Below are 10,398 nucleotides of genomic sequence, written 5' to 3'. Positions count from 1 at the left end.
GTGGCGACATAGCGTTGTAATTCCGGGTCGGGATACACCTGAAATTCCTGCGTCAACAATTGCTGGTGGATTTGCCGACCCAGTTGCACTTCCTGGCGGTCCGAAAGATTGCTCCACTGGAGAATCTCGATGCCCCGTTGCAGCAAGACCGGCCAGGGAACCCCCCGACTGCGCTGGGCCTGCACCGGCCAAACCAGGCCGAAAAACAGACAACTGCTGAGTAACAGTGCCCAAAACCGCCGCCACCGTCTGCCCATGAAATGCCCCCCTGCTTGCCAAGCCACCCGATGGACTACAATGAACACCATAAACCACGCCAGTTGGCCCTGACTAGATTGATGCCTAACCGTACAGTCGTGCGCCGGCAACCAACAGTTCCCAGTAGCCGTGAGTTGGGCTGGGGCTTTGCCATTCAAACCTTGATTGCCGCTGGGATGGTCGTGGCGCTCGCGCGTCTCTGGCCCTACTACTGCGAGCAACAACAGCGCCAGCGCGTCCTCCAGACAGAACTGACCCGCACAGAAGCCCACGTGCAGGCGTTGCAGCGACAATTTCAACGCACCTTTGACCCGCGCCAGCAACGTCGCTTGCAGCAAGCCGCCACCCAGCGACTGCAACCACACCAGCGCTTAGTGATTTGGGTTGTCTCCCCCCGTTGAAGGCATGATGTTGCCTGTACTGCCGCCCGATTTACAACCAGACGCATACCTAGTGGTAGGTCTGGCCCATTGCTTCTGGAAAGAAGAAACAGGTCTGCGGGAACTCGAACTCATTGAACCCATCCCTAGCGCCGCCTTGGAAACGCTCCTGCAGGGGGTGCCCACTTCCTACAGTCACCTGGTTGCAACCACCCTAGCCCAAGTGGAAACCCTTGCAACCCAGCGGTTCCCCAGCGCCCAACTTTGCCCCGACTTTTGGGAACGGGCCATTGCCGCCGCGCGTACCTATCGCCATCGTCCGCAAGTAACCCAGCATCTGCCGCTCGGCGCTGAACGGAGCGACCTGAATTTCAATTTAGAGCGCAAACGGGTTTTGAATAGCCGGCGCACCGTGCGCGATAGCGATAATATCCGCCAGCATCCCTACACCCATCAACAACTGTAGGGGAATTACCGCCGCTCGGAGGGCGTCACTTGGCTCAAACGGATCTGCTTGCGGCCTAGCACAATTTCAAATTCGTCACCCGGTTTGAGATTCATTTGTTTGGTGTAGGCGGCCCCGATCAAGAGATTGCCGTTGGATTGCACTCGCACGCGGTAACTGGCTTCGCGCCCGCCCCGTGAGCGTTTGCGCTTGCGGCCCTTGCCGTCGAGTTCAATCCCGTAAGCCTCGATCAAGGCGTTGCGGAATTTTTGAATATTGACCCGTTCCACGCCCTTTTTGGTCACCGTGTAATAGCCACAGGCTCTGGCCTTTTCTTTGTAACTTAAGTGACCTAATTCTTGGAACTTGGCCAGCAGGGCTTCGCCCGTTAGTGGTTGAGGTTTGTCCATAGGATTTGGCCTATCGTGAGTGATAAATGGTCTGTTTTTATCATACGTTATCGTAAAGTCTAGATCGGGTCTTTACCCGCCTTCTAGCCAACTCGACCGGTAACCCAGTATGATAGGGATCCAGTTCATCAACAACACAGGAGGTTCAACCGTTCATGACGCAAGTGGTTTTAGGCGAAAACGAAAGCATCGAGTCGGCGTTGCGCCGTTTCAAACGACAAGTCTCGAAGGCGGGCATCCTTGCCACCATCAAACACAAGCAGTACTATGAGACGCCCCAGGAGAAACGCAAACGCAAAGCCAAGAACGCCCGCCGTAAGCGTCGGCTTCGCTAAACTGTCAGAATCTCCTTCTCTTTGGCCTGGGTCATCTCGTCAATCTTGGCGATATATTTGTCCGTCAGCTTCTGGATAGACTCCTGCAGGCTAAAGGCCTCATCTTTAGAAATTTCCGCCGCTTTTTCCTGCTTGCGCACCTGCTCAATCGCCTCCCGCCGGATGTTGCGCAGGGCTACTTTCCCTTCTTCCGCTAGCTTATGGACGCTTTTGACCAGCTCTTTGCGGCGCTCGGCGGTCAGGGGGGGAATGTTGAGCCGGATTTGGTTGCCGTCGTTGTTGGGCGTTAACCCCACATCGGAAGTGCTAATGGCTTTTTCAATCGCCCCGAGGGTAGAACGGTCGTAGGGCTGGATCAGGATGGTCGTGGCGTCGGGCGTGCTGATGCTGGCCAACGACCGCAAAGGCGTCGGGACGTTGTAATAGTCGACCATCACCCGGTCCAGAATGGCGGCGTTGGCCCGGCCCGTGCGAATCGTGTTGAAGGACCGCTGGGTCGCCTCCAGCGTCTGCTGCATCTTGGTTTCGACTTCACTTAAGTTCACAGTACCCTCCCACAATGGTGCCAATCGGTTCCCCTGCCACGGCGCGGCGAATATTCCCCGGCACCGACAGGTCAAACACCACAATCGGAATGTTGTTTTCTTGACACAGGGTGATCGCCGTGCCGTCCATCACCTGCAACCCCTGGGTCAACACATGGCTATAGCTCAGGCTCTCGTAACGGCGAGCGTGGGGATTGACCTTGGGGTCGTCGTCGTACACGCCGTCTACCTTGGTGGCCTTGAACACGACTTCCGCGTCAATTTCGGCGGCCCGCAGCGCAGCAGTGGTGTCAGTAGTGAAGAAGGGATTGCCAGAACCGGCAGCAAAGATCACCACGCGCCCTTTTTCCAAATGCCGGATGGCCCGCCGGCGGATATAAGGTTCGGCCACCTCCTGCATGGAAATCGCTGTCTGGACTCGCGTTTGCACCCCAATCTGCTCAAGGGCATCCTGCAGGGTCAGGGCGTTCATGACGGTCGCCAGCATCCCAATGTAGTCAGCAGTAGCCCGATCCATGCCGGCGGCAGCCCCCTTGACCCCCCGAAAGATGTTGCCGCCGCCGACCACAATCGCCGTCTGCACGCCACTGTTGACCACATCGGCAATCTCCCGCGCGATCCCCTGCACCACCTCGGGGTCAATCCCATAGCTCAAGTTCCCCATCAGGGCTTCGCCGCTGAGCTTGAGCAGGATCCGTCGGTAGCGCATAGGGATGTATCGGTGGCGCTCAAAACTAAAATAGCGGCCTTGGGGCACCGGCGACAAGGGCTAGTCCGTCTTCAATTTTAATACGGCCATAAAGGCCTCCTGGGGGACGTCCACGCTGCCGAGCGCCTTCATGCGTTTTTTGCCCTCTTTTTGTTTTTCCAGCAGCTTGCGCTTGCGGGTGACGTCGCCGCCATAACACTTAGCCAGGACGTTTTTGCGCAATGGCGCGATGGATTCGCTAGCAATGACCCGGCTCCCGATGGCGGCCTGGATGGGCACTCGGAATTGGTGGCGGGGGATGAGTTCCTTGAGTTTTTGCACGAGCGCTTTGCCCACCTGGTAGGCTTTGTCCCGATGCACGATGGTGGCCAGGGCGTCTGCTGGTTCGTCGTTGATAAGAATGTCGAGCTTGACCAGGTCGCTGGGCCGGTACCCTACCCACTGGTACTCCATGCTGGCGTAGCCCCGCGAGCGGGACTTCATCTGGTCGAAAAAGTCGGTGACCACCTCCGCCAGGGGGATTTCATAGACCAGCACCGCTCGCTCCGGCGTGAGATAGCGCATGTCCTTGAATTCACCCCGCCGCGATTGGGCCAGCTCCATCAGCGTGCCCACGTAGGTCTCCGGCGTAATGATTTCCACCTGCACGTAGGGTTCTTCAATCTGGCGGCGTTCGTGGGGCGGGGGCAAATCACCCGGATTGTCCACTTCTATGACCGTGCCGTTGTTCAAGGTCACCCGGTACACCACCGAGGGGGCCGTCACCACCAGGTCCAGGTCGTACTCCCGCTCCAGGCGCTCCTGGACAATCTCCATGTGCAGCAGCCCCAAAAACCCGCAGCGAAAGCCCATCCCCATGGCCGAGGAGGTTTCCGGTTCGTAGTGCAGCGCCGCATCGTTGAGCTTGAGCTTAGCCAGGGCGTCCCGCAAATCGGCGTAGTCATCGGCGTTGACGGGGAACAAGCCACAAAAGACCATCGGTTTAGCTTCCTTGTAGCCTGGGAGGGGTTCGCTGGCCGGCTGGGACGCCAGGGTAATCGTATCCCCCACCCGCGCGTCTTCAACGGCTTTGATTGCTGCCGTGAGATACCCCACTTCGCCCGCTTGCAGGTCCGCCACCGGCACTTGGTGGGGAGCCATGACGCCCAGCTCGTCCACTTCATACTCCTTACCTGAGGCCATGAGGCGGATGCGGTCGCCCCTTTTGCAACAGCCATCCATGACCCGCAGGTAGACCACTACCCCACGATAGGGGTCGTAGTAGCTGTCAAAGATCAGAGCGCGCAAGGGCTGGTCGCGCCGGTCCTTGGGGGGAGGAATCCGGTGAACCACCGCCTCCAAAATGTCCTCAATCCCGATGCCTTCCTTGGCAGAGGCCAGGATCGCTTGGGAGCAATCCAGCCCAATGATTTCCTCGATTTCCCGCTTGACCCGCTCGGGGTTGGCTGCCGGCAGGTCAATTTTGTTGATGACAGGGATAATTTCTAGATCATGCTCTAGGGCCATGTACACGTTGGCCAGGGTTTGCGCTTCCACTCCTTGGGAGGCATCCACCACCAGGAGCGCGCCTTCGCAGGCCGCTAACGAGCGCGACACTTCGTAGGAAAAGTCCACGTGCCCTGGCGTATCAATCAAATTCAGCACGTAGGTTTCTCCGTTTTTGGCGCGGTAGGTCATGCGGGCAGCTTGCAGTTTGATGGTGATGCCCCGCTCCCGCTCTAGCTCCATATTGTCTAGGAACTGCTCGCGCATCTCGCGTTCCGCCACGGTGCCGGTCACCTGCAACAGCCGGTCTGCCAGGGTGGACTTGCCGTGGTCAATGTGGGCAATGATGCAGAAGTTGCGTAGGTGGCTGACAGGCGTTGCGGTCATCGCCAGTGTTGGAGGCAGGTCATGCTCTATTGTGCCATGTCCGTCTCCAGCCTGTTTTGGGCGCTCACTTCCCACGTTCTCAAGGAGGCTGGGAAAACGGCGATGCTATGGCTTGCGAGAGCAACTGTGACCCCCAGATGTGACAAGCCTTGATGACCATTGCCATCCCAAGTCAGACTGGAATCGCGAAGGAGGAAGTGCATCCCCCCCAACCGTGGCTGGGAGTAGGTTTCGCGATGAAAGTCGAGAGAGCTATGGATGTAAAGCTCCCCTATTCGGAATCAGCTACCCTAGGGTTTGAAAAAGGGAGTCAACGTAGCCGAGAAGTGCTCTACAGTTTACGACCGCAGGTAGGCATGGCGCCAAACCCACTGGACAGTTCGACGACTGTGTAACCCACCGCCACCAGCGCAGCACTCACCACAGCCCCAACCAGCAACCGTTGCGCTACCTTAGCCGCCCTGAGTCCTGCGTTTTTCGCTGTGACAGGCTGGGTGGTGGACTGCTCAAGCTGCTGAACTGGGGAGCAATCAGGCTTTCTCGGCATCAGGAAAAACATACAAATTTCTCCTTCTTGGCTTTGGCTCCCATTCTATTGCTGAGCCGCTGGGGATGCAAGGAGCTACAGTGGGGGAAGCGACGACCGTTTTTGCCGGGGGAAATACCTTCAAATACCTTTGGAACGTGAGCTTCAGGTGCTAGTCTAAAACCTAGAGTCATCCACCCGCCCCTGTGGATACACTGCGCTTGACGTGTTCTCTACAACGTGATGCCGACCGCCCTTTTTCAGAACTTCACCGTTTTAGCACCCAATACGGCTGAACACCTGTTTTGGGAGCGTCTCAAGGAAGCCTGTAAAACGGAACCCTGTGTGGCCTACTTCCGTTACCCCATCTTCACCAGCATTGGCAACCTGCGCAAGGAGCCGGATGTGATTTTGCTGCACCGGGAGTGGGGACTGTGGGTGTTTGAGTGCAAGGGCTGTCGAGTGGAGAATATTGCCCAGATTATCGGCCACGAGTGGCGGATGACCCACTGGCACCGGGAGGTGGAAACCCCCGCCCTGCAAGCGGAAGACGGAATGTTCGCCGTGAGAAGCAAACTAGAGGAACGCCGTGAAAGCCGGGGATTGCTGACCTATCACTACCGGGTTGTTTTGCCCCTGGTGAATCGGCAAGCGTGGCACAGCCGGGGGTTACCGCAGTTGCCGTGCGTACTGTTGGAGGAGGACCTGCGGCGGTCGGCGCTGCGAGAAGCACTGCAACGGGGGGCGCAAGAACAACCCCAGCGCCCTTTAACCGATGCGCAATGGCAGGCCATCGTTGGCGTCTTGGGCGGCATCCTTCCCCAGCAGGAACCGCGCCCCATTCCCACCGGCACACCTGCTAACAACCCAGTCCGGGTGATTCACGCCATCGAAGCGTGGCTGCGGGTTTTAGATAGCGAGCAGCAAAAGGTCGCCTTTGAAGTCCCCGATGGCCCCCAGCGGATTCGGGGTTTGGCCGGTACGGGTAAGACGGTTCTTTTGGCAAAACGCGCCGCCAGAATCCACGCGGCTCATCCCGATTGGGAGATTGGATTTGTGTTTTTCACTCGTTCTCTTTACGAGCAGATCGAAGGGATGATTCGAACTTACTACCGGGATATGGTGCGGGAAAACCAGGACCCCAACTGGGAAAGACTCCAAATTTTGCATGCGTGGGGCGGTCATGAGCGCCGGGGGTTCTATTCCAACTTAGCTTTGAAATTGGGGGTCAAACCCCTAACTGTTGAGGATGTGCATCACCGTTTGCGACGTAGCTGTTCCCCAGCAGAGGCGTTTGCCTACGTCTGTGAGGATTTGGAAAAGCAAGCGACGGACTTCCCGGTGCTCTTCGATGCCCTGTTGATTGATGAAGGCCAGGATTTACCGCCTGCGTTTTACCGCTTGGCTTATCAGACCCTGGCCGAACCCCGCCGGTTGTACTGGGCCTACGACGAGGCGCAAGGGATTGGGTCGTTGACGATTCCCCGCGCAGAGGACATTTTCGGGCGGCATCCCGACGGTCGGTTGGTGGTGGACTTGCGGGGCAATTATCCAGGCGGGATTTTGAAATCCCACAATCTCAACCGCTGTTACCGCACGCCACGGTTGCTGCTGATGGCGGCCCACGCGGTGAATATGGGACTGTTGCGCCCAGAAGGACCGCTGCAAGGGGTGACTACTAAAGCCGACTGGGAGGCTCTCGGTTACCAGATATTGGAAGGGGATTTTTCTGAAGCCAGTGTCAAGGCTGGGCATACCGTCACCATCACCCGTGATGCGGACCATAGCCCCCACCCGATTGATGCGGACGATTTTCCCCACCAGGATGCCCTCGGGCCACTGTTGCGTATCCAGACCTTTCCCAACGAAGGGGCCGAACAGGAGTGGCTAGCGGCGCAAATTGCCCAGGATTTGCAGCAGGGATTTCAACCCTGGGACCTGCTGGTGACCTGCCCGCGCGGAAGTGATGAAACCGCTTATTTCCGGCAACTGCAAGCCCGCTTACAAAAATTAGGCATCCGAAGCATCATTGCGGGTTGCGATACGGACCCTGATACCTTTCGGGTGCCGGAGCATGTGACGCTGGCGGGGATCCATCGCGCCAAGGGTAACGAGGCCTGGAAGGTCTACGCCTGTCGCTTCCACTGGGCCACTCAACCGTTCTGGCGAGACGAATCCGAACTCCACAAGCGCAACGAGGCCTTTGTCGCCCTGACGCGGGCGCGGGTCTGGTGCGTGGTCACCGGATTGCAAGGCAAAAGCACCATCTTTGACGAGTTGGAGGCGGTGGTGCAGCAGCATCCCCAGCTCACGTTCCGCGCGTTTAACCAGGCTTCGCTCCAGCGGGTCGTGGCCGATGCGGGAGAAACGGACCTGCCGGAGGCGCTGGCTGCTATCGCGTGGGATGTGCAGGAAGAACCCTAAAGCGCAGTGGAATCGGGGGGCAAGGCAGCTAAGACGGCGGGCAACAACCGGGGCACCGGAACGACCTGCAACCCGGGCACAGGTTCGACCTCGAGCGGGGGAGTAATGGCGCGGTGAAAGCCCAGTTTCACAGCCTCCTTGAGACGGGTTTCGAGCTGTTGGACGGGGCGAATTTGCCCGCTCAAACCCAGCTCCCCAATTAGCACGGTGTGGGGTTGGATGAGGCAATTGCGAAAACTGGCAATGACGGCCAGGGCAATGCCGAGGTCCGCCGCTGGTTCCGAGACCCCCAAGCCTCCTGCTGACGCCACATAGACATCGAATTTGGCCAGGGGAAGGCCCAACTGTTTTTCCACGACTGCCAGGATCTGCACTAACCGGTTGTAGTCCACACCCGTGGCGCTGCGGCGAGGGGTACCGTAACTGGTGGGCGTCACGAGCGCTTGCATTTCCACGACCAGAGGCCGACTGGCTTCACAGGCGACGATGGTGGCCACACCGGGGGCGGGCGCTTCGCGGTGGTTGAGGAACAAAACCGACGGGTTGGGAACGTCCTGCAACCCCTGCGCGGTCATCTCGAAAATGCCCAGTTCGTAACTGGGGCCAAAGCGATTTTTGCCAGCGCGTAACAACCGGTGGTGGGCAAAGGCATCCCCCTCGAAATACACCACCGTATCCACCAGATGCTCTAGGACTTTAGGTCCGGCGATGGCTCCTTCTTTCGTAATATGGCCGACGATGAAAAGGGCGATGTGGTGTTGCTTGGCCAGGCGCATCAAGGCGGCGGTACATTCCCGTACCTGGGAGACCGAACCGGGCGCGGACGTCAACGCGGCGTACATCAGGGCTTGGATGCTGTCAATCACCGCCACGCGGGGGCGCATACGGTCCAGCTCCTGCAGGATAGTCTCCAAATCCGTTTCCGCCAAAACGTAAAGCTGCGCCAGGTCGTCCGTCGTAAACAGGCGTTTCGCCCGCAATTTCACCTGTTGCGCCGATTCCTCCGCGCAGACGTAGAGCACCGGCAAGTCCAGCGCTAGCTTGCCCAGCGTTTGCAGGAGCAGCGTGGATTTGCCAATGCCCGCATCGCCGGCTACCAGCACCAGGGAACCGGGGACGATCCCACCCCCCAGCACGCGGTCAAATTCAGGGGAACCGGTGGACCAGCGTTGCCAGTTTTCATCCGCAACCGCAGGCAGGGGAAGCGCTTGCCGGGGTGCCGTAGTGGGATGGGCAGACGGTCCCTTGGGCGCAATGACCACTTCATCCAAGCTGTTCCAGGCCCCGCACTGGCGACACTGGCCGAAGTACTGGGCATATTCCGCGCCGCACTCGCGACAGACGTACCGGCTACGGGTCTTGGCCATGGACCCCAAAATACGCCATCAGAATCCGGTCAATCCGTTGGGCCGCCCGCCCATCTCCAAAGGGATTCACCGCCTGGGCCATGCGCTGGTAGGCTGTTTCATCGCTGAGGAGTTCCATTGCCTTGGCGACAATCGTGTCTGTGTCAGTCCCGACCAACACAGCCGTTCCAGCCAGGATAGCCTCTGGGCGTTCGGTGGTTTCTCGCAGCACCAGCACTGGTTTGCCCAGGGCCGGCGCCTCCTCCTGAATCCCACCCGAATCGGTCAGCACCAGGTAACAGCGCTGCAGCGCCCCCACCAACTGGGGATAGTCCAACGGCGGCGTCAAAAACACGCGGGGATGGTTCTCTAGTAAAGGCCGTAACCCGTCCCGCACCTGGGGATTGGGATGCAGGGGCAACACCAAGGCCGTGTCGGGCACCTGGGCCAACAGGCGCAAAAACGCCTGGGCAATCCGGCTCAAGGGTTCCCCCCAGTTTTCCCGCCGGTGCACCGTCGCCAGCATCACCCGATAGCGGGACCAATCCAAGTCGGGCACAGGACAGGCGGGGTTCTGGCGGGCCACTTGGTGCAGCGCATCAATCACCGTGTTGCCGGTGTGATGGATTTCACCAGTTACTCGCGCTTCCTGCAGGTGTTGCACAGCCAACGGCGTCGGGGCAAAGTGCAACTGGGCCAGTTGAGAAATCAAGCGACGGTTGGCTTCCTCCGGGTAGGGGTGAAACAAATTATCCGTGCGCAACCCTGCTTCGATATGACCAACCGGAATGCGCTGGTAAAAACTGCTCAGGGCGGCGGCAAAAGCGGTGGTTGTATCTCCCTGTACTAACACTAGCTGGGGTTTCAAGGTCTGAAGCAAGGGAGACAGCCGTTCCAGAGTGCGACAGGTGATGTGTTCCAGCGTCTGCCCTGGCTCCATGATGGCCAAGTCATAGTCCCACTGCACCCCAAACCACCCAAGCACCTGGGCCACCATGTCTCGGTGTTGCCCCGTGTTGATGACACTCACTCGCCAGTGGGGATTGGCCCGCAGGGTTTGGATCACCGGCGCGAGCTTGATGGCTTCGGGGCGGGTCCCCAGCACAACGGCGATAGGAATTGACATCACGCCCGCCTATTCTAGCATT

At 58.8% G+C, this 10,398-nt stretch carries 12 protein-coding genes; 4 read left to right on the top strand and 8 right to left on the bottom strand.

Translation table 11 applies throughout. The features are described from left to right. Positions 1-308 (bottom strand): hypothetical protein (locus NZ705_05945; protein ID MCS7292505.1); only part of this gene is annotated, 308 nt, incomplete at its 3' end. 30 nt (positions 309-338) lie between these two features. Between NZ705_05945 and NZ705_05940 the strand changes: the two genes are divergently transcribed. Beyond that, a complete protein-coding gene (locus NZ705_05940; protein MCS7292504.1) occupies positions 339-659 on the top strand; it encodes a hypothetical protein in 321 nt (106 codons plus the stop codon). Between the two features lie 4 nt (positions 660-663). After that, positions 664-1,104 (top strand): hypothetical protein, encoded by a 441-nt coding sequence (locus NZ705_05935; GenBank protein ID MCS7292503.1) that lies wholly within the window; start codon positions 664-666, stop codon positions 1,102-1,104. 5 nt (positions 1,105-1,109) lie between these two features. Here the strand turns inward: NZ705_05935 and NZ705_05930 are convergent, their stop codons facing one another. Then, entirely contained in the window at positions 1,110-1,493 is a 384-nt protein-coding gene (locus NZ705_05930; protein ID MCS7292502.1) for an AbrB family transcriptional regulator, read from the bottom strand. 155 nt (positions 1,494-1,648) lie between these two features. On the opposite strand from NZ705_05930, the gene rpsU reads away from it, so the two are divergent. Further along, positions 1,649-1,828: a 30S ribosomal protein S21 gene (gene rpsU, locus NZ705_05925; protein MCS7292501.1), complete on the top strand. Its 180-nt coding sequence runs from the start codon at positions 1,649-1,651 to the stop codon at positions 1,826-1,828. Here the strand turns inward: rpsU and frr are convergent. From frr to NZ705_05905, 4 genes are all read right to left on the bottom strand, one after another. After that, complete coding sequence (frr, locus tag NZ705_05920; protein ID MCS7292500.1) at positions 1,825-2,373, bottom strand: ribosome recycling factor; 549 nt, start codon at positions 2,371-2,373, stop codon at positions 1,825-1,827. The two genes, rpsU and frr, sit on opposite strands and share 4 nt — an antisense overlap. After that, a complete protein-coding gene (gene pyrH / locus NZ705_05915) occupies positions 2,360-3,082 on the bottom strand; it encodes a UMP kinase (GenBank protein ID MCS7292499.1) in 723 nt (240 codons plus the stop codon). Before pyrH ends, frr begins: the two co-directional genes overlap by 14 nt. Positions 3,083-3,142: 60 nt before the next feature. Further along, positions 3,143-4,954: a translation elongation factor 4 gene (gene lepA, locus NZ705_05910; GenBank protein MCS7292498.1), complete on the bottom strand. Its 1,812-nt coding sequence runs from the start codon at positions 4,952-4,954 to the stop codon at positions 3,143-3,145. 331 nt (positions 4,955-5,285) lie between these two features. Beyond that, complete coding sequence (locus NZ705_05905; protein ID MCS7292497.1) at positions 5,286-5,513, bottom strand: hypothetical protein; 228 nt, start codon at positions 5,511-5,513, stop codon at positions 5,286-5,288. A 210-nt stretch (positions 5,514-5,723) separates the two neighbouring features. Between NZ705_05905 and NZ705_05900 the strand changes: the two genes are divergently transcribed. Then, positions 5,724-7,904 carry a hypothetical protein gene (locus NZ705_05900; protein ID MCS7292496.1) on the top strand — a complete coding sequence of 727 codons (2,181 nt, stop codon included), beginning with the start codon at positions 5,724-5,726 and terminating at the stop codon, positions 7,902-7,904. Here the strand turns inward: NZ705_05900 and radA are convergent. Both radA and wecB read right to left on the bottom strand, forming a co-directional pair. Continuing rightward, entirely contained in the window at positions 7,901-9,271 is a 1,371-nt protein-coding gene (gene radA, locus NZ705_05895; GenBank protein ID MCS7292495.1) for a DNA repair protein RadA, read from the bottom strand. The genes NZ705_05900 and radA overlap by 4 nt on opposite strands. Then, positions 9,255-10,376: a UDP-N-acetylglucosamine 2-epimerase (non-hydrolyzing) gene (wecB, locus tag NZ705_05890; GenBank protein ID MCS7292494.1), complete on the bottom strand. Its 1,122-nt coding sequence runs from the start codon at positions 10,374-10,376 to the stop codon at positions 9,255-9,257. The genes radA and wecB overlap by 17 nt, the downstream gene beginning before the upstream one ends. Positions 10,377-10,398 lie beyond the last annotated feature (22 nt).

Origin of the sequence: Gloeomargarita sp. SKYB120, from assembly GCA_025062155.1 — a bacterium.
Classification (GTDB): domain Bacteria; phylum Cyanobacteriota; class Cyanobacteriia; order Gloeomargaritales; family Gloeomargaritaceae; genus Gloeomargarita.
This window is presented reverse-complemented; position numbering and strand designations above follow the sequence as displayed.

Coding starts and splice junctions, on each gene's coding strand:
- NZ705_05905 (MCS7292497.1), bottom strand. CDS start 5,513: ATGTTTTTCCTGATGCCGAGAAAGCCTGATTGCTCCCCAGTTCAGCAG.
- wecB (MCS7292494.1), bottom strand. CDS start 10,376: ATGTCAATTCCTATCGCCGTTGTGCTGGGGACCCGCCCCGAAGCCATC.
- radA (MCS7292495.1), bottom strand. CDS start 9,271: ATGGCCAAGACCCGTAGCCGGTACGTCTGTCGCGAGTGCGGCGCGGAA.
- NZ705_05935 (MCS7292503.1), top strand. CDS start 664: ATGATGTTGCCTGTACTGCCGCCCGATTTACAACCAGACGCATACCTA.
- NZ705_05900 (MCS7292496.1), top strand. CDS start 5,724: ATGCCGACCGCCCTTTTTCAGAACTTCACCGTTTTAGCACCCAATACG.
- lepA (MCS7292498.1), bottom strand. CDS start 4,954: ATGACCGCAACGCCTGTCAGCCACCTACGCAACTTCTGCATCATTGCC.
- NZ705_05930 (MCS7292502.1), bottom strand. CDS start 1,493: ATGGACAAACCTCAACCACTAACGGGCGAAGCCCTGCTGGCCAAGTTC.
- rpsU (MCS7292501.1), top strand. CDS start 1,649: ATGACGCAAGTGGTTTTAGGCGAAAACGAAAGCATCGAGTCGGCGTTG.
- pyrH (MCS7292499.1), bottom strand. CDS start 3,082: ATGCGCTACCGACGGATCCTGCTCAAGCTCAGCGGCGAAGCCCTGATG.
- NZ705_05940 (MCS7292504.1), top strand. CDS start 339: ATGCCTAACCGTACAGTCGTGCGCCGGCAACCAACAGTTCCCAGTAGC.